Here is a 21001-nt window from a genome sequence, read left to right on the forward strand (position 1 = left end):
AAAGGCAGATCTGCGGACGCCGGGTGCTGACCATAACGCTGAAAAGCCGTATATGGGCATCCATCCCCGGGGGCATTGCGATTTTGCCGAGATTGGAAATTGCGGCCGTGTCCTCCCCCTCCGCATGCTGTCCCGCCAGCTTCAGGCAAGGAATTTTATTTCCAAAGGAATTGCCTTGATCAGAACATTATTCTCAAGAGCGCAATAGTGGTTTATGATCCCCCTCATGGTTTCGGAGCTCAGCTGTTCTTTGAAAGCGCGTTTTACATTTTCCAGCACCTCAAGAAAAGAATCCCCGTCCTTCTTAAAATGATGGGCAACATGGATGATCCCGAAAAAATTGCGCGCCGTCTGCGTTTTGAAATAGTTTCTCAGATCGACCGGAACCGTGATTACCACAGGGCGCACACAGTCTCTGACAGTCATTCCGTCGTGAACGGAACAAATCAGTTGCGCCGTCAGAAACTCTGTCAAAGAAGCATGGTATTCATGGGCAATCGCCAATACGGATTTCACCGACAAAACGCCTTCCATGATTCCGAGACGGTTTTCCGGCAGGTATGACCCTCCAATGCGGTAAGCCCGTTCCGCCTTCCGACTCCGGATATTTTGATCCTTATCGTAATACTTCTCAAACGCGTCCTGCCGAATCTGTTCCTGGGAGGAAACACCGTCGGCGAGAGAAACGCCTTCCCCCGCCGAACCCGGGTGCTTTTCGGCCAGATAAAACAAAACCAGGGTTCGCAGAAAAAGCAAGGCGCCCATGCCGTCTGCCAATGCGTGAAAAACCTCCAGATTGATCCGCTTTTTATAATAGCACACCCGGAACATCAGGTCCGGCCGGTCCGCGCTGTAGATCGGAGCGCAGGGATGCTGATCTTCCTCTTTTACGGTCGGATGCAGGGTGCTTTCCTCAAAATAATACCAGAACAGGCCCTTTTTCAGGATGGATCGATAGAACGGAAACTGCGCCGCCGTCTGGTCAAGAGCACGTTGGAGAATTTTTGCGTCCACCGTTTCATATAACTCACAGGCAAAACGGAAGACTTTAGGATCCCGGCTTGAGCTGGTCGGCGGGAAAATCTTAGCGGCATTGTCCAGTCTGGTCCATTTTCTGATTACTCTCATGTCAAGATGTCCCTCCAGACAAAAATCGATTGATTACTTGATACGCCCGCTTGACATGAATAAAACGGGGAGGCAGCATCAGAAATGCGTGCAGCGCGTCTTTCATCCGATAGATTTCGACGTCATTGCCGGCATCCCGAAGCTTTTTTCCGTAGAATTCCCCCTCGTCCCGCAGCGGGCAGAATTCAGCCGTGATAATCAGCGTACGGGGCTGATTTGACAGATCATTGGCCAGGAGGGGGGCAAAATACGGATTGCTGAAATCCTTTTTCGAACTGCTGTACAGCTTCATAAAGCTCTGGATGCGTTTGGAGGTCAGCAGATATTCCGTTCCGTTTTCCCTGACCGAAGGAAACGGGGAACCGTCGCCGTGATCGTTGAAGACGGAGGGATACAGCAAAATCTGACGCCGGGGAAGGAATTCCCCTCGGTCGCGTGCCATCAGGGAAACGACGGCGGCAAGATTCCCTCCGGCACTGTCGCCGATCAGCGTAATCTTCTCCGGATCGACAGGAAGAATGTGCCCCGAAAAAAATTCTTTCGCGGCAGCATAGCAATCCTCCGGCGCGGAGGGAAAACGAAATTCCGGCGCCAGCCGGTAATCCACGGAGGCCACCACATGCCCCGTCGCTTTTGCAAGATCGGCGCAGACGCCGGTGTAGTTTTCGATTCCGCCGGTCACCCATCCGCCTCCATGGAAAAACAAAAGCAAAGGGAACGGCCCGACGCCGCGGGGCTGAAAGATACGTACGGGGACATGATGATTCCCACATGTGATTTTCCGGTCCCACATCTCGTAATCTGTGGGCATTCCCCGCAGTCTCGCCATGAGAAGCTCGACCCGACGTTCGGCCTTATAGCTTTTTTCCACATCAGGATTCAAAGCGGTCATCGCTTTCAAGGCCGCGCGCATTGCCCTGTTGATTGCCAATTCAGCACCCCCCGTTATTAGACCTCGTTTGAAGAATCAAGGAACTTGTCTGTTCCGGCCAAAATTGCACCGCCCAGCGCCAAAAATGCCCGGAATAAGGTTGGCACGATTTTGTCTCGAAAATCCATCGTTTTTTATTTATCAAACAAGGTCCAGAAAGGACACAACCGCCGCGTTTCCCGGAAAGGTGCCGACCGGTTGTCTGAAAGGAATAAAATCGATTCGGTGTCCCATAAGTGTACCGCGCACTTATGAACACTATATTGCGTGATCTTCCGAATATTATAACATGTTAAGTAAATCTAGAAAAAAACAGAAAATATTCTATTCAGTGAAATGACTTATATCCTGAAATCCTGCAGGTATAGAAGAGGTCGGGTATGCAGGGGAGACAGACATACAGGCAGGACAATTTTCTTGATCCTAGAAAGAAAAACCTGATTGGTCTTTCCAAACGCCTGCTCCGCAGTCTCGTCGCTGTATTGGGAGAACTGCCCGCCAGTCAGGTTCACAGGCTGATTGGGAGTGCAAGCTACATCGAAAAGCTCCTGACATCTCTGCGTGACCGACGTTTGCTTCGCATCTTCTATAAGGATCAGCTGCGGGGGCACAGGCTAATGACTGAAACACTCTTAAAAAATGTCTTAGAAACCAGTAACCATACTGTAGCATATCGTACAAGCAAATTTACATAAGCTTTATCGAAAGGTATGGTGATAAAATGGGAAAAAAGGAAACGCAGGTAGCTTGCAAAAGTGTTTTCAAAAGCGGCGAGAACACGACATTAAAGCAGCAATTCACCCAAAGGTGGATTGAGATTATCAATCAAATTGAAAAAAATAAAAGGATAACAACCGAGAAGCGGTAATATGCAGGCCATTTGCTTATACCGGTAAATAAATATAAGAAATGGCTTGTTCTGTCTCTATGGAGATATGAAGAGATGAAAACAGCTGTATATTGCCGCTTATCGGAAGAAGATAGAAACAAGCATGCTGAAACGGACGACAGCGAAAGCATCCAGAATCAGAAGTCCATGTTGATACAATACGCTATGGAAAAGGGATGGGAAATCTATCGTATTTACAGCGATGACGATTACACGGGTGCGGATAGAAAGCGACCGGAGTTTAATCACTTATTAGAGGACGCTCAGCAACATAAATTTGATATTATCCTTTGTAAAACGCAATCACGATTTACCCGCGAATTGGAATTAGTCGAAAAATACATCCATGGGTTATTCCCTGTTTGGGGTATTCGTTTTGTAAGCATAGTCGATAATGCGGATACCGCTAATAAAGGGAATAAGAAATCCCGGCAAATCAACGGGCTTGTAAATGAGTGGTATCTGGAGGATATGTCTGACAATATCCGCAGTGTTTTGACTAACAGACGAAAAAATGGTTTTCATATTGGTGCTTTTGCTCTCTATGGGTATCAAAAAGACCCGGAGCAGAAGGGACACCTCATCATTGATGAGGAAGCTGCTGCCGTGGTCAGGGAAGTTTTCGTTCTTTTCTCGCAGGGGTACGGTAAAACAGCCATCGCTCGTATGCTCAATGACAGGGGCATACCCAATCCGACGGAATACAAGCGTTTACATGGGTTGCGTTATCATCAGCCCAAAATGAAAAACAGTACTCTTTGGAAATATTTTGCTATTTCGGATATGCTGACAAACGAAATCTATATCGGTAATATGGTACAGGGGAAATATGGCAGCGTGTCCTACAAAACCAAGCAAAACAAGCCGCGGTCGAAGAGAGATTGGTATAGGGTTGAAGGAACGCATGAGCCAATTATAGAAATGGAACTTTGGGATAAAGCGCAAGCCCTGATTGCACAAAGAGCGAAGCCATTTGATGCAGGTACAATCGGACTGTTTGCACGAAAGGCCCGTTGCGCGAACTGCGGTTATATTATGCGTTCCTCTAAAAACCGCGGGAAACACTACTTGCAGTGCTCAAACCGCCATATAGCAAAGGATGCTTGTACCGGCTCTTTTATTTCCGTTGACAAATTGGAGCAAACTGTCGTTGCTGAGTTGAATCGTTTGGCAGCAGAATATCTTGATAAAGACGAATTATCGCAGCGGATAAAGTTTTGCGATCATTTGCAGGAGCAAAAATCCCGTATCCTTGCCGATATTGCAGTCTATGAGAAAAAGATTGCAGAGTATACAAAAGGAATTCTTGATCTGTATATGGACAGAGTGAGGGGCATTATTACAGAAAGCGATTTCGTGGAATATTCAAAGAGCTTCACCGCCGAGAAAGAGAGGCTGGAGCATGTTGTGTCTGACGGCCAAAGGCAGCTATCTGAAATTGATCAAAAAATGGAAACGGGCGATAACCGCCGGCAGTTGATCGAGCGATATACTAGCCTTGACCACCTCAGCAGGGAGATTGTTGATACATTGATCGATTACCTATCAATCGGCAAACGAATTCTCGGTACAAGGAATGTCCCTGTTGAAATCCATTGGAACTTTTAGCGCAAAGTTGTTTTTATAGGATTGCAGCAGAGCAGAAAGCGCGCACCACATATGACAATATCCTGCGCTTTGCCGACGACCCGGACGTCCGTGACCCGATTAAGTTCCTGCGTCAGCGGGAAGTGGTTCATTACCAACGCTTCGGTGAAGGCCTGCGTATCATTACCGATCAGCTTGATTCAAAGAATTTTTATGCTTTCAATCCGGCATTTGATACAAGAAAATAAATTCAGGTATGATAATAGCCCTCCCAGCAGTCTGAATGCCGGGAGGGCTATTTTGTGTTATCTCGATGTTGCTTCCAGTCCCCCGTCCTGCCTGATACAAGCGCCTGTAATGTGTCCCGCACGTGCTGAAGCAAGGTACACAGCAAGGTCGGCAACCTCTTCGGGGTTAGCATACCGTCCGTCCGGATAAGCTCCGCTGAAGGCCTTTTTCGCCTCTTCTACAGAAACGTTCTCTCCTAAAAATTTCTTCTCAATGGAACGCATCATCGGGGTATCGATCGCTCCCGGACAAATACAGTTCACACGAATATTGCTTGCGGCAGTCTCCAGTGCCACACATTTGGAAAGTCCTGCTACAGCGTGTTTGGATGAAACATAAGGAGACATACCGGAAGCCCCTACAAAACTTCCGTTAGAAGCAATATTTACGATAGAACCGCTTTTCTGCTTAATCATTTGCCGCACCGCATATTTCATACCATACATTGGGCCGAACACATTAATGTTATAAACCTTCATGAAATCATCATAGGTTTGCTCGGTAATCGGGGCATTGCGTCCTTCAAATCCAGCGTTGTTAACCTGAACATCCAAACCGCCGAAGGTCTTAATTGTTTTCTCGACCATTGCCTGAACCTGTTCTTCCTTTGTAACATCTACCACAAACGTGAGCAGATGATCTGCCGGAAGGTTCAGCGAAGGAACAAGCTTATCCAATTTTTCCTGTTTAGTCGAAGAAATGGCCAGTTTACAGCCCTCCGCAGCAAATGCTTTGGTCAAAGCTTCTCCTACTCCTCCGGTTGAGCCGGTAATCATAACCACTTTGTCTTTTAACTCTAAATCCACAGTAGCGCACTTTCCTTTCTTATTCACTTTTTATCGTCAACAACAGTTTCAGATTACACCATATATATTATTGATTATAACACAAAAAATCGAATAGAGGAAGTCTGTCTAAGCAGACCGAATGTTGAACAAAAGGTTGTTGACTGATAGAATGAAAGAAGGTATCATTGTAAGCAAGGTACGAACAAAACAACGGATATTTTCCAAAAGAAGAACACTGATCAAAACCAGGCGCCGCCTCTGCGAAAAGTAAACGGGCTAAGGAATAAACCGGTACTTCTCAATAGACCATATAAATCATTACCAAATGGTATCAACAGTGAAAAAGGAGAGGATAAAAATGAAGAAAGGTATCAGTTTGCTGTTAGGCTTGGCATTTGCCTTTGCCGTATCAGCCTGTTCATCTGGCAACAGCGCTTCTACCGCTTCCAATAGTGCTTCGGCTGCTGCTTCAGTTGCTTCTGCCGTTTCCGCTGCATCCGAACCCACGAGCTCTGCCCAAAAGCTTGAAGTTGATAAAAATCTTCTTGACGTAACGATCACCTTCCCCGCGTCAATGTTTGAAGGTACCGATACAAGCCAGGCAATAGAAAATGCCGAAGCTGAAGGAGTCCAGGTCACCAAAAATTCCGATGGATCCCTGACGTATAAAATGAGCAAGGCGACCCATAAGAAACTAATGGACGGGATGAAGAAAAGCACATCGGATTCACTGAGTCAATTAAAAACCAGCGGCGATTATGAATCTATCACCGATGTAAAGTATAATGACGATTTCAGCCAAATTTCAATCGTGGTAAATAAAGCTAAATATGAGTCCAGTTTGGATTCATTTGCCTCCCTGAATGCCGGCTTGCAAGGCATGTTCTATCAGATATTCGATGGAAAAGATGCAAATCATTCAACGGTTAAAGTCGATTTTGTGGACGAAACCGGTAAAGTGATAGAAAGTGTGACTTATCCGGATGCCCTTAAAAATTAAAGAAATAGATTCTTTTCTTCCCTGCACCTTTCCCGGTGTGGGAATAAATCTATCCGGAAGAAATCGACAGGCAAATTGTGCGTATTTACGTAAAGCCTTCGCCAATCTGAAATCCGAGGCCCGCAGGGGAAAGAGAACCCCCTACCCAAACATGAAACAGCCCTCCCGGCAGTCAGAATGCCGAGAGGGCTATTTTATCAAACAGGGCCTTAAAGGCAGAACGATAGGAACCAAGGCCCATACGGATTAAGCGACAATACAGCCGTAAAGCTCCGTAAACGGATGCGTTTTGCAGTCCTTTAACAGACCTGTGTAAAAAGCCACCGCGTTATCAATGGTACCAATTCCATAGAAAACCTCATAATTGCGATAGGCCTCCGTGTGCTGTGTCAGTTCCAGAATTCCCTTTTCCAGCCGCGGAATAAAAGAATCCGCAGGCCCTATATCTTCCTGATTCAGAACCGTCCAGCCGCTTGAAGCCTCAATCAGACTGCGAAGGTCCCATAAGATGCTGTGATTTCCGCCTATGGTGACCCATTTATCGCTTTGCATTTTCACACATAAATAAACACGATATTTCATCAGATTTCCCCCATAAATTTCCCGCTATTATAGTAATTCGGACCGCAGCAAGAATTTTTTGGGGTCGTCTGTACCGGAACACCCAAAAACTGTTTTTCAAATGGCTGACCGGCTTTATCTTCTGCTTTTGCCGGATTTGCCGAAGCTTTCGCGCCCGTCCCACGCACTGCCGGATTTTTCGGTTTTCTTTTGTCCACTGTTTCCCCTGCCCGCCGAATCGTACCGCCTATTGCCCTTGGGTCCGGCGTCCAAGCCCGTCTTCGCTCTGCCGCTTCTATTCCCCTCCGCGGCAAACTTTTCCGCTGCTTTTACTTTAGCATCCGCCTCTGCCTTTGCCCTGCTGTTTCCTTTTTTCGTCGCGAAGGACTTTTCATTGGATTTTAACCTCGCATCCTTTGTTGTCCCGAACCGGCCTTTATGGATACCGGACCTGCCGTCCGCCCGGGAAGAAGTTTCCCCTGCGGCGATCTTCGACTGTGAGGAAGAGGTACCGGCGCCGCGGCGGGAAGCAGTGCCCGTCGGGCCCTTGTTCTGACCGTCCCCGGTTTTGGACTCCTGTTCCGCCGTTTCGATCGCCTTTCTGATATCCTTTACCGGTTTTTTCAGCCATTCCTGTATATCCACGCTTTCGGGGCTGTTCACGCTTGTCTGCAGCTTTTGTACCAAATTCAATTTTCCGGGAGTTGTCCCCAGGGACCGGGCCTCCTGTACCTGCCCATACCCAACGCTGACGGTTTCCACCTCGACCTGAGCGCTCGTATTTCCTACCGCCTGTTTAGCCGAACTCTGCAGGCCGTCCGCCAGCTTTTTGGAATTCTGTTCGTTTTCGCAGGAGGCCGCAATCAGGATTTCATCCGGATCCTCGGCGCTGAAATAACCGGTCCTGCCAATTTCCCCGACCGTATCCCGGATTGCTTCATCAATCGTTTTATTCTTTAAGTCCAGTTTCTTGATAATCTCCTCACCGTCGCCGTTGACCGCCCCTACGCTCAGTACCCTGTTAAATCTGTTGACAGAATATTCTATGGACGGATTTACATCCAGGCTGACATAAGAATACGGCGTACAATAAGCCCATGCGCCCGCTCCGGACACAATGACAACAGCCGCTGCCGCCGATGCCAGCGCGGCGATTTTTCCCGGTTTCCTCAATCCCCGCCTTTTCATCTCGATCTCTTGCCCAATCGCGTATTCACGATTTTTTACTTTGATGATACAGCCGTCGTCCGTCAGAGCAGCGGCATAAGGTTCCCTGATTTCCACAACAACCGCTTTCATCTGTCCAGCTCCTCTCGAACGAACCGCATATATTCTGCGAGAAAGGGATAATCACCGGTCATGATCTCTACCGCCGCTATTATATACTTTCGGTGGCGTTCCAATATTTTTCGGGGCACCTTTGTATCCTTTTCAATTGATTTCAAAGGCAGGTATTTTGAATTTCTCAGATCGTTCGTCAGCAGGGGGCTGCGTATCAGATACGCGATCGCTTTCGCGCAGGATTTTTTTGTCTTCTCCGCCTTGGGAGAACACGAAATCAAATCATAAAAGGAAAAGCCGTAGGAAGAAAAGACCTGATTAGCGGCTTCAATTTCCAGTTTCAGAGAATCATCCGGCAGCTGTCCGGCCCGCTGAAAAACAGCTTTTCCGACCGCAGATTCCTCATTCTCATCATCCGGGTCGGAATCGAGAACAGAGAGGCTGACCGCGGTTTCGGCGCTGTGTCTGGACTGCGTACGCAGGTAGTCGATCAGCCTTCGGCGGATCACCATCCTGGCAAACCCGACAAAGCCGCCTTTATCCAGCGAATAATCCTGAACCGCCTGGGAAAAAGCCAAAAGAGCTACGGACCATTCATCATCACTCTTGGAAATATAGCGGTGAACGGTAAAGGAGGCACATCTCAGGATAAACGATTCGTTCTGCCGGACAAAATCATCCATCAGGCATTCATCATTGGCAGCCTGCACTGCTTTTCTGTCCATCTCTTGCAAGGATGTCCCCTCCATTCTTATCATTTAAAATGGATAATTTTGTCGTACCAAAAGGTATTTGTATATTCTACCGCATGAACTTTTGGATTGCAACGCAGTTCAGGAATATAAAGCAAAATGCCCGCCGCGGGGAGCAACCCGCGACAGGCATCTTCTTTTTATGGGATTTAAGCAACATTGATTGTAAGAAGAATATTGGCAAATGTCCTTTTTTCTCCCGTGAATATGGCAAGGCGGACATCGGGCTGGCAGCAGGCGCTATAAAACGCGTGCCGCTCCAGGCCGCTTAGTTCCATTCCGCCGAGAAGCTCTTTGAATTCCCCGAAAATCGGCGGCTGTTCCCCCTCGGGGGTCATGACTTCCGCTTTTTCAAAATTGACGACTTCCCCCAGCACCTTCAGCACCTGAGTTACCTCCGGCATCCCGCTGGTAAGACCCAGATAAACCTTGGCCGCACTTCCGCTTTTCGAATCGAGCGGATAGTTGCCGTCGGCAATCAAAATCTTGTCGCCGTGACCGCACAGAGAAAGAAGGCGCATAATTTCCGGATGAATACAGGCTGTTTTTAACATAGCTGTCCCCTCCTACTTCTCGTTTTCTCTCAGGCTGCCCAGAGTTCCGCCCGGGTGCCACTTCACATAATCCTTGGGCGTGATTCCGCGGTTGACCTGGAGCACCACGCTCAGACCCTGAAGGGTTACCATTTCCGCAAGGATCGAAAGGCGAGGCGCGCGGTTCAGCGGCCCGCCCTCCTGGCCTATTCCGGCAAACAGGCAGGCGTCGCCCATTTTAGCGAGCCAGGATTCCGGATTCCCCGTTACGGAAATCACCTTGCAGCCGTTATTTTTGATGGCTGTGACCGTGGATTTCAGTTCCCCGGTTTCGCCGCTGTTGGAAATGCAGATTACCACATCCCCGGCAACCAGCTGGCCGCAGGATCCGTGCACGGCTTCGGTACCGTGCAGGAAATAGGTGGGTGTACCGGTGGACGACAGCAGGGAAGCCATATATGCCGCGACATGGGACGGCTTGCCGATCCCCGTGATATGTACGCGGTTCCCGCTCTTTTCCGCATCCAGAATCAATTCCACCGCTTTTTCATATCCATCGCTTGTAATCGTCCCGGCAAACCCGTTAAATTCCTCTTTCGCCACACTGACAAAAGCCTGCAAAGCCTCCCGGCTTTCTTTTTTAATCATAGGTATCTCGCTCCTTTGGGTTTATTTAAGGACTTCCAGCAGGGAAAAATCAAAATCCGTCCGATCTTCCCGCTTCATCAGTTCAGCAACCTCCGAAAGGTGAGGCAGGGAAGGCTGAGCACCCATTCTGGAAACGGTCAGCGCCGCAGTATAGTTCGCGAAATGAAGCGCCTGCCAATGCTTCAATCCCGCGCAGACGCCGGTGATAAAGGCGCTTACAAAGGAGTCCCCCGCGGCGGTCGGATCCTTTACTTCCACCACGTCGGCACACGGTTCATAGATAAATTCGTTCTGATTGGCAACCACGGCGCCCGCGCTGCCGAGCGTGATCACCACATTTTTCACGCCCCTGGAAAGCAGGGAACCGACCGCCGCTTTCAGGTCGTCCTGATTCACCCGGCAGCCTTCCCTGCGGATCTGAATGCCCGTAAGGTCGGCCGCCTCGTGTTCATTCGGAGAGATATACGCCAGACGGGAAAGCAGTTTTTCAGACAGCGGAGCGGACGGAGCCGAATTCAGCATCACGGGCACGCCCTTTTCAAAGGCATATTTCGCCACCAGCTCATTGATGCTCATCGGAATTTCCAGCTGCAGGACGACCATGTCGTACTGGCCAACGGCTTCCCTGAGAAAGTCGATTTCCTCAGGAGCAATGGTCATATTGGCGCCCGGAACGACGATGATCCTGTTTTTTGCCGCCCGGCCGTCACCGACTTCCAGCAGTACATTCCCAACCGCAGAGGATACTTCCGGGTCGGTCGCCACAAATCCGGTATGGATGCCGGACTCCTTGCAGGAGCCGATCAGCCGTTTCCCGAAATCGTCGTTCCCCACCTTGCCCACCATAGTGACCTCGGCGCCCAGCCGGGCCGCCTGCACCGCCTGGTTCGCGCCCTTTCCGCCGGGAGCGGTGCGAAAGCTTTTTCCCAGAACCGTCTCTCCGGAATTCGGGAATTTTTCCGTGCTGACAATCAGGTCCATGACGAAACTGCCAACCACCAAAATTTTGGGTTTCCTTTTCATATTTCTCCTCCCTACAGCTGAACGGTCATCGCGAACCGGCTGTAAAACATTACGCTTTCACTTTTACACCGATGGAAGTGAGGGTGTCGATGAGAACCTTCTTCTCCTCTTCCGTGATGGGAGCGAGGGGTTTTCTGGCCGGGCCTACCTTGATGCCGGTAACCAGCTCAATGGCGGGACGCATAATGGAATTGGGGAGGATTCTTCCGTTCTGGCCGCAGGATTTGCAGAATTTATAAAGGGGCACGAACAGGTCTTTGGCCTTTTCATGATCGCCCGCTTCAAACGCTTTGATAATGGTTCTGATTTCGTGGCCGAAAATATGCGCGCCGCCGCTGACAACGCCCATTGCGCCCTGTACGATGGTGGGGAGCAGCATGATGTCGTCGCCGTTGAAGATAACGAAATTGGGATCGATCTTCTCGGTAGCGATAAAGTAGTCCGTGATCTGGGTGGGATTGATGCCAGCCTCGTCCTTGATGCCGATGATGTTATCGAATTTCGCCAGTCTTGAGACGGTTTCCGCTTCGATGTTGACCCCTACGAAAATCGGGATATTGTAGAGCAGGATATTCGCCGTTGTGCTTTCCGCAACCGCTTTGTAATGGTTGTAGATGCCTTCCTGTGTGGGCTTATTGTAGAAAGGAGCGACTACCATGCACAGGTCGATGCCGCATTCAACCGCTTTCTTTGTCAGAGCAATCGTTTCCTTGGTGGAAGCGCAGCCGGTACCGGCGATGACGGGCTTTCTGCCGGCGACGGTCTTCACCGCCGTCTCCATCAGCTTGACGCGCTCGTCAAAGGTCAGAAGGGAAGCTTCTCCGGTGGTGCCGGTTACGATAAAGGAATCGCAGAGGTCGTTGGCGATAAGGTATTCAATCAGCTCGGCATATCTGCCATAGTTGATTTCTTCGTTCTCATCATAAGGGGTTACCAGGGGAAGAAGAATCTGGCCATATTTCGCTGTAAACTCTTTTCTTGTCATTTTGAATAACTCCTTTTTTGTTTTATTGAACAGTCTTCCGGCATGGAGACCGTTTCGATAAATCATCAGCTTGTAAGATTGTCTGACGTCATAATTTCAGTATATACAAGAAAATAAAAATGTCAATCATTATTTCAAAAAAATAATTAGCTTGACAGATTTTTGAGCAATTTGTATACTTGTTGCATATTCGAAGCTAATTATACGGAGATGCAGCAAATGGAACAAATCAAAAGAATTTCACTGACGGACACCGTTGTGGACACCATCAAAGAACAGATTATCATGGGAACTTTCAAAGCGGGAGAAAAATTTGCGCCCGAAGCAGTGCTGTGCAAGGAACTGGACGTCAGCCGCCCGACCCTGCGCGAAGCGTTTAAGGTGCTGGAAGCCATGGGCTACGTGGAGCTGAAATCCGGCAAGGGTTCCTTTGTCGCCGACTGGAAAAAGAAGATCGAAAACAGCAAGCCGCTGTTTGTCGCCAACCGCGCCACCTTTCAGGAATATATCCAGGTCCGCCAGGGCATTGAACCCATTGCCATGCGCCTTGCGGTGGAAAAGCTGACGGATGAGAAATACGCGGAATTGGAAGCGATTCACTCCGCGTTCGTCAAGGCCGTCACCAAAAAGGACGCGGCTCAGCTATTGCTGCTGGACGAGGCTTTTCACGAAGAGATCATGAAGCTGTCGGGCAATAAACTGCTCATCAATATCAGCAAGGGCCTGGTCAACCTGTTTCGCCAGTTCCGCGCTTACACCTTCTCCGACAGCGGAGTCTACAGCAACGCCCTTCCCTACCACACCGAAATCCTCAGGCAGATGAAGGAAAGGAATGTCGAGGGAAGCGTCAATACCCTGATCAGGCATCTGCAGACCATCGAGTCCGACATGCACTCCCTTTTGGGAACGATGATGTCGGAATAGGTCACGGCCCGCTGGAAATTATTTTGCGCCGCGCGATTTTCTCTATTGACAGATTCCGCAGAGTAAAGTATAATAACCACAAGATTAATTGTCAGACAATATTACAATCATATTGTTATGCTTGTTGGCCGCCGCTTTCGGCATAAAGCGGGCCAGATTCGTCCGATGTCATGTGATTATGATATTAGGAGGAAGTTCCAGTGGCAGAGAAGAAGCTCTATGGCATTATCGCTCCTCTCATCACTCCCTTTACAAAAGACGGGGAGCTGGATGAGGCACTTGTTGAAAAGGAAATCAAATTTTTACTGAAATCGGGCGTTCACGGAATCAGCCCCGGAGGCAGCACCGGCGAAGGAGCCGCTGTGACCGACGAGGAACTGGTCCGCATGATCAAACTGATCCGCTCGATCGACAGGGACATTCCGATTGTAGCCGGAATTATCCGCAACAGCACCAGGGCGGCCGTTGCAGGCGCACTGGCCGCAAAGGCCGCAGGCGCGGACGCGCTGATGGTTACTCCGGTTTCCTATAACGTGCTTGTCCCGGACGACGAAGGCAACTACAGCTTTTACGAGGCTATTTCCAAGGCGACGGATTTACCGATCGTCATTTACAACGTTGTTCCCCAGAATACCATTTCCGCCCCTCTGTTCAGCCGTCTGCTCAACATTGAGAATGTGATCGGCATTAAGCAGAGCTGCGGCGGCATTATGGCGTTTTACGAAATGAAGATGGTAAACGGCAGCCGCGGCAAAATATTCAGCGCGACGGACGACATGCTGTATTCCACCTATGAGCTCGGCGCGGACGGAGCTATTTCCGCTATTCTGACCGTATTCCCCGAGATCTGTGTAGAAATGTGGAACGACGTGCAGAATAAAAACAGCGCCCATGCTCTGGAGCTGCAGAACAGGATGTACGCCACCTGGCAGGCGATCGCCGGAAACCAGTTCCCCATCCGGATTAAACACGCCCTCCATCTGCTGGGCAGGAACCCCGGCTATCCCCGTTCCCCGATCACCCATATTGCGGAGCAGGATCAGAAAAGAATTGAAACCGCTCTCAGAGACGCCGGTTTCATTCATTAATTCTTCTTAAGCACAATCCTTACATAATTCCCCTTTCTATATTTTATCCCCGAACCGATATGTTCCTGATTTTATTCATAAAGCTCACCTTTCGCATACTGTGACGACCGCTTCGGCCACCCGTCATTCTATGCGGGAGGTGAACTTTTTATTTTCCCCGCCGTGCAGCAGGCAGTATCCATCGGCCCCCTGCTCTTCCCATGCCAAAAGCAAAGCATCCCTTCCGAAACGGAAGGGATGCTGAAAACTTCGAAAAACTTTTTCCCTCACAAAGGGAACCGGGTTACAGCATGTATTTCAGGTTGGCGCGGATCGCCTTGCGGAGCTTCAGATCGTCTTTGTCGGTAGCGTTCAGGATATAGTCCGTCAGCTTTTCCAAAGTCGCGTCGTCCGTGGAAATTCCGATTTCTTCCAAAGTGACCGGAAGATGGATACTTGCGAGGAATTTTTTGATTGCTTCGATCTCTTCCTGCGGAACCCCGTTGACTCCCAGCTGAAGGGGGATTCCCAGGCCGACCAGCTCTCCGTGCAGATACTGACGGCGGACCTCCTTGTACATACAGCAGACCGCGTCGTAAAAGTTATGGGCAAGGGCCAGCTGCTTGCCGCCGGTGGAAAGGTTGGAAACCAGTCCGGTAAGCATGATGTTGCAGCAAACGATGTCCTCCACCAGATCGCAGTGTTCTCCGTTTACAAAGGCTTCATAGGCCTTCTGCGCCTTTTCCAGATAGTTGTCGTAGGTGTATTTCGCAACGACCGTCGCGGCGTCGGTATTGGCGCGGTTGTTGGCGGTTCCCAGCCGGATCATGGTAAACATGATTTCCGGATTCTTCGCCATCGCATCCGCGATGCCGGAGGCGAAATAGCGCGGCGGGCAGTCGTCCTGGACGATCTCCAGATCGACAATGACCGCACTGACCTCGTGATGCATAAACCGGCTTCCGTTGACCGACCCGTTTTCATTGTAAGCGACATAAAGGACGGCGTAGGAGGCGCAGGTGGCGGAGGAAGTGGGGACCGTAATGATCTTCACGTCCGTCAGGTCGCTGGCGGCTTTTGCAATGTCTATGGTTTTGCCGCCGCCCACACCGATGATCACGTCAGCGCCGCTCTCGCGGACCTCCTGAGCGATCTGTTCAAAGCTTGCATCCACTGCCGGCTCGTCAAATGCCCTTACTGCATAGTCCACCCCGGCCTGCTGCAGCTTCATTCCCATTTTCTTCATTACTTTGGCCAGTGTGGTTTCATCGCCTAATATGTAGGCTTTCCGACCGATGGACGAAGCTTCGGAGCCGATTTCGTCCAAAGCGCCGTAATACTGTATGTACCGCCCCGCACCAAGTTGGATCGCTTCCCGATTATTCATAAATCCGTACTCCTTCTGTATTGTAACATTGTTCGTTGAGCATACTGACTGATATCAGACAATCTATGATTGTAAAAATAATACCATCAATATCGGGAAATTACAACCCTTTTGTAAAAACAGGATGGATAAAATTCGGATTTATTTGTTGAAAGCCTCGGGTGCGATCTGTGTATCGTCCTGCCCCTGCACCAGCAGAGACATGTCTTCCAGCGCGATCAGGATGTGCGCTTCCATTGCTTCGGAGGCTTCGGCGGGATCGTGCCTGACCAGCGCCTGGATGATATCCTGGTGAGGCTTCACGGCATGCGTGCGGTTTTCCGGAATGGAGTACGAGTGGGCGCGATAGGACCTGAGCGCATCGGAAATCTGCGCGTTAATGGTCATAAACAGCGGGTTGTGCGACCCCTTCGCGATACCGGCGTGAAAATATTCGTCGTACATAATGATCTGGTTGATCTGCCCGGTATGAATGGCCTGCACAAAATTCTCGTGGATTTCCATCAGGCTGGCCAGCTCGTTGTCCGTCATGTTTGTGGCGCAGAGCTTCGCCATCATCTGCTCCACCGCGAGGCGTACTTCCATGATGTCCGCAATTTTATAATTGTTCACGGAAAACCAGTTCTTCGCAATGCTGGCCGTAATGTCGCGCGGCTGGGCGACAAACGCGCCTCTTCCGTGCTGAATATCCACATACCCCATCGCCTGCAGAATGCGAAGGGCTTCGCGAATGGTGGAACGGCCCACCTGAAGCTGCTGGCTCAGTCCATTTTCGGAAGGAAGCTTATCCCCGGAAGAATAGTTCCCGGTAATAATATATTCTTTAATGGCCTCGACCACTTTGTCCGTGATGGAAACCTTTGTGATTGGCTGCATACAGCAGAACACCCCTCTCAATATACAGGAAACGTATCGTTAAAAATAATTATAAAATGTTTGAAAGAAAAAAGCAACTAAGAACTTCATAATTTAAACCCAAATCCGCAGTTTTTGTCAGATCTCCTTACAGATCATTTTTAAATATTGCACATAAAAAAATTAAAAGATTAAAAATAAATATATAATTAACTTAAAAACACTATTGACAGATGGAATTTACTCTCGTATAATTTACGTATGTTATCAGACAATCATATGATTTTATGATCTTACAAATCGGCGTGAAGGTCTTCGCGTATCCCATTCAGTATTATTTTAGGAGGAGAAAAAAACAATGAAAAAGGTCGAAACTATGAGTGCACACGGCGCAACCACTATCAGCAAAAGTTGGTTCAGGAAGATCACGGCTTTGGTAATGGCATTATGTTTGACATTTTCCTATGGGTGCGCGGGCAATTCACAGTCGTCGGACGCTTCCGGCAGTCCGAGCACGGCAAATTCCGCTGCAGAGCAGAAGTTTGACGGCAAAATCACCATCGGCGTTTCCGCAGGTATTACCGGAAGCATCCCGATGGCCGGCGAAAGAACACTGCAGGGTGTAAAAATGGCAGTTGAGGAAATCAACGCCAAGGGCGGCGTGCTGGGCAAGGAACTGGTGATTGAAGTCGCGGACGACCAGTCCAATCAGAGCGTCGTTATCAACGCAGTCAACAAATTGGCCAGCAACCCCGACGTAGTCGCCATTATCGGGCCCCACCTGAGCGGCAGCGTCATGGCGGCCAGCGACACTTTGAAAAAAGCAAAGGTTCCGTTCCTGTCACAGGGAACCAGCCCGAAGCTGAGGAAGATCGGCAACGAGTATCTGTTTAAAATCAGACCCTGCGACGCGATTTCCGCGGAAGTCGCCGCCAAATACGCGGTGGAGGATCTGGGCGCCAAGAAGGTCGGCATCTCCTACAACAATAACGACTTCGGCGTTGGCGGCAAGGGTGTTATCGAAGAATACCTTACCAAGGTCGGCGTCCCCTTTGTTTCCGAAGGACACAACTCCGGCGACAAGGACCTGACCGGTCAGATCATGAAGCTGAAAAACGAAAATGTCGACGCCGTGATTTCCTGGACGGACGACGCGGAATCCGCACTGACAGCGCGTCAGTTCTATGAGCTTAACCTGAACAAGCCTGTCATCACCTCCACCGCCACCTCCACACAGCAGGTTCTTGACCTGATCGATGAAAAGGCCGTCGAAGGTTTCTACAGCGTATGCGATTTCGTAATTACCGACCCGTCCGCAGAAGTACAGGACTTTGCAAAACGCTTTAAAGAGAAATACGGGATTGCCCCGGACCAGTACGCGGGCAACAACTACAGCGTCACTTACCTGCTTGCGGACGCGATCACCCGCGCCGGAAAAGCCGACAGGGAAGCCATCCGCGAAGCTCTGGCCAGCACCAAAGGCGTTTCGGGATTATCCGGTACATATACAAACGACAGCAACAACGAGCTGATCCATGAGTGCAAGCTGGTTCAGATCAAGAGCAAGGTTCCTCAGGTTATCAAGACGATTTCTGTTGACGTAAAGTAAGTGCACTTCCCGCCTGTTGTTGCATCTTGCGCCGCAGCAACAGGCGGCTTTTTTATGACAATATGGAAAGAAGATGAAAAAACAATGCTGGAAAGCGTCTTGCAATTAATCGTCAGCGGCATTGCCATGGGCTTTATCTACGCCCTGGTCGGCATTGAATACACTCTGGTGTGGAATTCAACCGGTCTTTTGAATTTCAGCCATGACAAATTCATTATGCTGAGCGCCTATATCTTTGCGGGTACCTTCGTAATCAGAATGGGCCTTCCCCCCGCGATCGGAGTCATCGCATCCCTTCTGGTGATGTTTCTTTTCGGCGTGCTGGTGGCGGTCGGGATCTTCAATCCCCTGCGCAGCATGGCCTCCCCTATTTTCGCCGTTATGGGCACCGTGGTGCTTGGACGGATTCTCTCGGAAATGGTGCGCCTGATCTGGGGGCCCATTCCCTTCACCCTTCCGAATTATCTGACGGGGACCTATCAGGTCGGAAATATCGTGATCGGCCGCGTCAATATCTGGATTATCGTCATATCCTCTCTGCTGGTCGCCGCACTGCAGATCTTTTTCAAGACGACCAAAACGGGAAAGGCCATGCGGTGCGTGCAGCAGAACAAAAAAGCCGCCACGCTGATGGGAATTGACGTCAGCAGAAACATCGTGTTCACCATCGTGCTCAGTTCCCTGGTTTGTACGGTCATCGGCATGCTGGTCATCCCACTATTCACAGTGGATACCGCCATGGCGAATATGATCGGGCTCAAGGGCTTTTCCTCCGGCGTCATCGGCGGCTTCGGCTACCTGCCCGGCGTCATCGCGGGCGGCGTTTTCCTCGGCGTGCTGGAAAATTTCAGCACCCTTGTGCTTCCTGCCGTTTATAAGGACTGTGTCGGATTCGTGCTCATGATCATCTTCCTGCTGGTCCGTCCGTCCGGCATCTTGGGACACCGGAAAAACCTGCGTTAGAAAGGAGAATGCCGGATATGAAAAAAGTTAAAATTGCACTGATGGCTCTGGTTCTCGTTTTGCTGATTGCATTCCCTCTGTTTGACAGCAATCTTTATCACCAGCAGCTGATGAACCAGGTGTTTGTCAATATCATAGTGGTCATGGGCCTGAACTTTATTACCGGCCTGACCGGCCAGATGAATCTGGGCACGGCGGGCATTTTCGCGCTGGGCGCCTACGGCTCCGCGCTGATGTGCACCAAGCTGGGCACCCCGGTCTGGCTCGGCTTCCCGATTGCCATTGTGATCGGCTTCCTGATCGGAAGAGGGCTCGGCTACCCCAGCCTGCGTGTGAAGGGCGTCTATCTGTCGCTGACCACGATCGGCTTCAGCGAGGTCGTCAGGCTGATTCTCACCAACGCCATCGATTTTACGGGAGGCTCCCAGGGCGTCCAGAACATTCCTTTCCTGAATCTGTTCGGGTTTGAATTCAACACGCCGTTCAAAATCTACTATCTCTATTTCGCGCTCACAATCATCATGGCCATCGCGGCGGCGAGAATCGTCTCCTCCAAATGGGGAAGGGTCTTCAAAGCCATCCGCGACAACAGCGACGCGGTGGAGGCGTGCGGAATCGACGTCGCGAACCTGAAAATCCTGGCCTTTACAATGGCGGCCGTTTACGGCTGCATCGGCGGTTTCCTGTATACCCACATGATGGGCTACATCAACCCGACGGCGTTCAATCAGGACCTGTCGGTAAACTACCTTGTTATGATGATGATCGGCGGTATCGGCTCCGTAGCGGGAAACGTACTGGGCGCCGTCATGGTAACCCTTTTACCGGAAATCCTGCGCTTTATGCAGAATTACTACTGGCTGATTTTCAGTATTATCACGCTGATTTTCGCAGTGTTCCTGCCGTACGGCATTGTGTCCCTTTTCAAGAAATCGGAAAGGCAGGAAAGGCATTTCGATATATTCCATTCCATTAAGAAAGCCCGGGAAATATGGGGAGGAAGGATCGCCAAATGAAGACAATATTAAGAACTGAAAATGTTGTAAAAAACTTTTCCGGGCTGGTCGCGGTACGCGATTTGTCCTTCGAAATGGCTGAACGGAACATCCACGCGCTGATTGGGCCGAACGGGTCCGGGAAAACCACGACCATCAACATGATTACCGGCGCTTTTCCGGTAACGAGCGGCCGGATTTTCTACGGGGATACCGAAATCAGCGGAATGCCCACTTATCAGATCGCCCGGCTGGGGATCGGAAGGACGTTCCAGAACCTGAAGCTGTTCCATTCCATGACGGTGATGGAAAACCTGATGGTAGGCGGCCACCAGATGATGCCCGCCGGCATTTTCCGCTTTCTGGTGGACCCCGCCAAAAGCAGGCAGGAAGAAAAGCAGGTGGAGGAAAAGGCAAAGCAGGTTCTGGATTTTATCGGTATGTACGACCTGAAGGACGAAAAAGTCTCGTCGCTGCCGTACGGACGCCAGAAGATGACCGAGCTGGGCCGCGCGCTGATGATGGACCCCAAGCTGCTTTTCCTTGACGAGCCCGCGGCCGGACTGAACCCTTCCGAGCGTGTGGAGTTCGTCAATATCATGCTGAAGACCTTCGACCTTGGGATCGACCTGTTCCTGATTGAACACAACATGGATGTCGTCATGAACATTTGCAGCCGGATCACCGTTCTGAACTTCGGTGCAAAAATCGCAGAGGGTACGCCGGATGAAATTAAGAACAACGAGGAAGTCATCAAGGCATATCTGGGCAACAGATACCAGGCCGAGAAAGCCTAAAGGAGGAGGT

Annotated in this window: 20 protein-coding genes and 1 pseudogene; 9 read left to right on the plus strand and 12 right to left on the minus strand. The window is 50.0% G+C overall.

The features are described from left to right. Positions 1-141: 141 nt before the first annotated feature. On the minus strand, positions 142-1128 hold the full coding sequence (locus LY85_RS07385) for a hypothetical protein (RefSeq protein ID WP_243122503.1): 987 nt from the start codon (positions 1126-1128) through the stop codon (positions 142-144). 1 nt (position 1129) lies between these two features. Beyond that, positions 1130-2059, minus strand: coding sequence for an alpha/beta hydrolase (locus LY85_RS07390; protein WP_141826111.1), 930 nt, complete (start codon positions 2057-2059; stop codon positions 1130-1132). A 943-nt stretch (positions 2060-3002) separates the two neighbouring features. On the opposite strand from LY85_RS07390, the gene LY85_RS07395 reads away from it, so the two are divergent. Both LY85_RS07395 and LY85_RS07400 read left to right on the plus strand, forming a co-directional pair. After that, the gene (locus LY85_RS07395; RefSeq protein WP_141826112.1) at positions 3003-4556 is read left to right on the plus strand and encodes a recombinase family protein; all 1554 of its coding nucleotides are present in this window, start codon (positions 3003-3005) and stop codon (positions 4554-4556) included. Positions 4557-4576: 20 nt separating this feature from the next. Further along, positions 4577-4783 (plus strand): annotated as a pseudogene (locus LY85_RS07400) (manganese catalase family protein); the annotation flags it as partial. A gap of 57 nt (positions 4784-4840) precedes the next feature. Here the strand turns inward: LY85_RS07400 and LY85_RS07405 are convergent. Continuing rightward, positions 4841-5629, minus strand: a complete 789-nt coding sequence (locus LY85_RS07405; RefSeq protein WP_141826113.1) for an SDR family oxidoreductase — start codon at positions 5627-5629, stop codon at positions 4841-4843. A 340-nt stretch (positions 5630-5969) separates the two neighbouring features. Between LY85_RS07405 and LY85_RS07410 the strand changes: the two genes are divergently transcribed. Further along, complete coding sequence (locus tag LY85_RS07410) at positions 5970-6611, plus strand: hypothetical protein (protein WP_141826114.1); 642 nt, start codon at positions 5970-5972, stop codon at positions 6609-6611. A gap of 246 nt (positions 6612-6857) precedes the next feature. Here the strand turns inward: LY85_RS07410 and LY85_RS07415 are convergent, their stop codons facing one another. From LY85_RS07415 to dapA, 7 genes are all read right to left on the minus strand, one after another. Next, the gene (locus tag LY85_RS07415) at positions 6858-7193 is read right to left on the minus strand and encodes a hypothetical protein (RefSeq protein ID WP_141826115.1); all 336 of its coding nucleotides are present in this window, start codon (positions 7191-7193) and stop codon (positions 6858-6860) included. Between the two features lie 114 nt (positions 7194-7307). Continuing rightward, positions 7308-8471: an anti-sigma factor domain-containing protein gene (locus LY85_RS07420; protein WP_141826116.1), complete on the minus strand. Its 1164-nt coding sequence runs from the start codon at positions 8469-8471 to the stop codon at positions 7308-7310. Then, a complete protein-coding gene (locus tag LY85_RS07425; RefSeq protein WP_243122646.1) occupies positions 8468-9178 on the minus strand; it encodes a sigma factor in 711 nt (236 codons plus the stop codon). Before LY85_RS07425 ends, LY85_RS07420 begins: the two co-directional genes overlap by 4 nt. Before the next feature lie 176 nt (positions 9179-9354). Further along, on the minus strand, positions 9355-9759 hold the full coding sequence (locus LY85_RS07430) for an RbsD/FucU family protein (protein ID WP_038325602.1): 405 nt from the start codon (positions 9757-9759) through the stop codon (positions 9355-9357). A gap of 12 nt (positions 9760-9771) precedes the next feature. Beyond that, entirely contained in the window at positions 9772-10386 is a 615-nt protein-coding gene (locus tag LY85_RS07435; RefSeq protein WP_141826118.1) for an SIS domain-containing protein, read from the minus strand. Between the two features lie 21 nt (positions 10387-10407). Next, the gene (locus tag LY85_RS07440) at positions 10408-11409 is read right to left on the minus strand and encodes a ribokinase (protein WP_141826119.1); all 1002 of its coding nucleotides are present in this window, start codon (positions 11407-11409) and stop codon (positions 10408-10410) included. Positions 11410-11458: 49 nt separating this feature from the next. Then, positions 11459-12394 carry a 4-hydroxy-tetrahydrodipicolinate synthase gene (gene dapA, locus LY85_RS07445; protein ID WP_038325605.1) on the minus strand — a complete coding sequence of 312 codons (936 nt, stop codon included), beginning with the start codon at positions 12392-12394 and terminating at the stop codon, positions 11459-11461. Between the two features lie 219 nt (positions 12395-12613). On the opposite strand from dapA, the gene LY85_RS07450 reads away from it, so the two are divergent. Then, positions 12614-13318 carry a FadR/GntR family transcriptional regulator gene (locus LY85_RS07450; RefSeq protein WP_185741150.1) on the plus strand — a complete coding sequence of 235 codons (705 nt, stop codon included), beginning with the start codon at positions 12614-12616 and terminating at the stop codon, positions 13316-13318. A gap of 200 nt (positions 13319-13518) precedes the next feature. Further along, positions 13519-14406, plus strand: a complete 888-nt coding sequence (locus LY85_RS07455) for a dihydrodipicolinate synthase family protein (RefSeq protein ID WP_141826121.1) — start codon at positions 13519-13521, stop codon at positions 14404-14406. Positions 14407-14689: 283 nt separating this feature from the next. Here the strand turns inward: LY85_RS07455 and LY85_RS07460 are convergent, their stop codons facing one another. Further along, the gene (locus tag LY85_RS07460) at positions 14690-15772 is read right to left on the minus strand and encodes an iron-containing alcohol dehydrogenase (RefSeq protein WP_141826122.1); all 1083 of its coding nucleotides are present in this window, start codon (positions 15770-15772) and stop codon (positions 14690-14692) included. A 141-nt stretch (positions 15773-15913) separates the two neighbouring features. Then, entirely contained in the window at positions 15914-16648 is a 735-nt protein-coding gene (locus LY85_RS07465) for a FadR/GntR family transcriptional regulator (RefSeq protein WP_141826123.1), read from the minus strand. Between the two features lie 337 nt (positions 16649-16985). On the opposite strand from LY85_RS07465, the gene LY85_RS07470 reads away from it, so the two are divergent. From LY85_RS07470 to LY85_RS07485, 4 genes are read left to right on the plus strand one after another with little or no spacing between them, the layout of a single operon-like run. Next, positions 16986-18236, plus strand: coding sequence for an ABC transporter substrate-binding protein (locus LY85_RS07470; RefSeq protein WP_207705551.1), 1251 nt, complete (start codon positions 16986-16988; stop codon positions 18234-18236). Positions 18237-18290: 54 nt separating this feature from the next. Then, on the plus strand, positions 18291-19199 hold the full coding sequence (locus LY85_RS07475) for a branched-chain amino acid ABC transporter permease (protein WP_243122504.1): 909 nt from the start codon (positions 18291-18293) through the stop codon (positions 19197-19199). A gap of 17 nt (positions 19200-19216) precedes the next feature. Further along, positions 19217-20215 carry a branched-chain amino acid ABC transporter permease gene (locus LY85_RS07480; protein WP_038325611.1) on the plus strand — a complete coding sequence of 333 codons (999 nt, stop codon included), beginning with the start codon at positions 19217-19219 and terminating at the stop codon, positions 20213-20215. Further along, complete coding sequence (locus LY85_RS07485) at positions 20212-20991, plus strand: ABC transporter ATP-binding protein (RefSeq protein WP_038325612.1); 780 nt, start codon at positions 20212-20214, stop codon at positions 20989-20991. The genes LY85_RS07480 and LY85_RS07485 overlap by 4 nt, the downstream gene beginning before the upstream one ends. The last annotated feature ends 10 nt before the right edge of the window (positions 20992-21001 follow it).

This window comes from Clostridium sp. KNHs216 (assembly GCF_006714885.1).
GTDB lineage: Bacteria > Bacillota > Clostridia > Oscillospirales > Acutalibacteraceae > Caproiciproducens.

What these genes read in the sequence shown, in the direction of transcription:
- LY85_RS07440 (WP_141826119.1), bottom strand. Translation starts at nt 11,409, where the DNA reads ATGAAAAGGAAACCCAAAATTTTGGTGGTTGGCAGTTTCGTCATGGAC.
- LY85_RS07385 (WP_243122503.1), bottom strand. Translation starts at nt 1,128, where the DNA reads ATGAGAGTAATCAGAAAATGGACCAGACTGGACAATGCCGCTAAGATT.
- LY85_RS07460 (WP_141826122.1), bottom strand. Translation starts at nt 15,772, where the DNA reads ATGAATAATCGGGAAGCGATCCAACTTGGTGCGGGGCGGTACATACAG.
- LY85_RS07425 (WP_243122646.1), bottom strand. Translation starts at nt 9,178, where the DNA reads ATGGACAGAAAAGCAGTGCAGGCTGCCAATGATGAATGCCTGATGGAT.
- LY85_RS07470 (WP_207705551.1), top strand. Translation starts at nt 16,986, where the DNA reads ATGAAAAAGGTCGAAACTATGAGTGCACACGGCGCAACCACTATCAGC.
- LY85_RS07475 (WP_243122504.1), top strand. Translation starts at nt 18,291, where the DNA reads ATGACAATATGGAAAGAAGATGAAAAAACAATGCTGGAAAGCGTCTTG.
- LY85_RS07420 (WP_141826116.1), bottom strand. Translation starts at nt 8,471, where the DNA reads ATGAAAGCGGTTGTTGTGGAAATCAGGGAACCTTATGCCGCTGCTCTG.
- LY85_RS07450 (WP_185741150.1), top strand. Translation starts at nt 12,614, where the DNA reads ATGGAACAAATCAAAAGAATTTCACTGACGGACACCGTTGTGGACACC.
- LY85_RS07435 (WP_141826118.1), bottom strand. Translation starts at nt 10,386, where the DNA reads ATGATTAAAAAAGAAAGCCGGGAGGCTTTGCAGGCTTTTGTCAGTGTG.
- LY85_RS07430 (WP_038325602.1), bottom strand. Translation starts at nt 9,759, where the DNA reads ATGTTAAAAACAGCCTGTATTCATCCGGAAATTATGCGCCTTCTTTCT.
- LY85_RS07480 (WP_038325611.1), top strand. Translation starts at nt 19,217, where the DNA reads ATGAAAAAAGTTAAAATTGCACTGATGGCTCTGGTTCTCGTTTTGCTG.
- LY85_RS07485 (WP_038325612.1), top strand. Translation starts at nt 20,212, where the DNA reads ATGAAGACAATATTAAGAACTGAAAATGTTGTAAAAAACTTTTCCGGG.
- LY85_RS07395 (WP_141826112.1), top strand. Translation starts at nt 3,003, where the DNA reads ATGAAAACAGCTGTATATTGCCGCTTATCGGAAGAAGATAGAAACAAG.
- LY85_RS07410 (WP_141826114.1), top strand. Translation starts at nt 5,970, where the DNA reads ATGAAGAAAGGTATCAGTTTGCTGTTAGGCTTGGCATTTGCCTTTGCC.
- LY85_RS07465 (WP_141826123.1), bottom strand. Translation starts at nt 16,648, where the DNA reads ATGCAGCCAATCACAAAGGTTTCCATCACGGACAAAGTGGTCGAGGCC.
- dapA (WP_038325605.1), bottom strand. Translation starts at nt 12,394, where the DNA reads ATGACAAGAAAAGAGTTTACAGCGAAATATGGCCAGATTCTTCTTCCC.
- LY85_RS07415 (WP_141826115.1), bottom strand. Translation starts at nt 7,193, where the DNA reads ATGAAATATCGTGTTTATTTATGTGTGAAAATGCAAAGCGATAAATGG.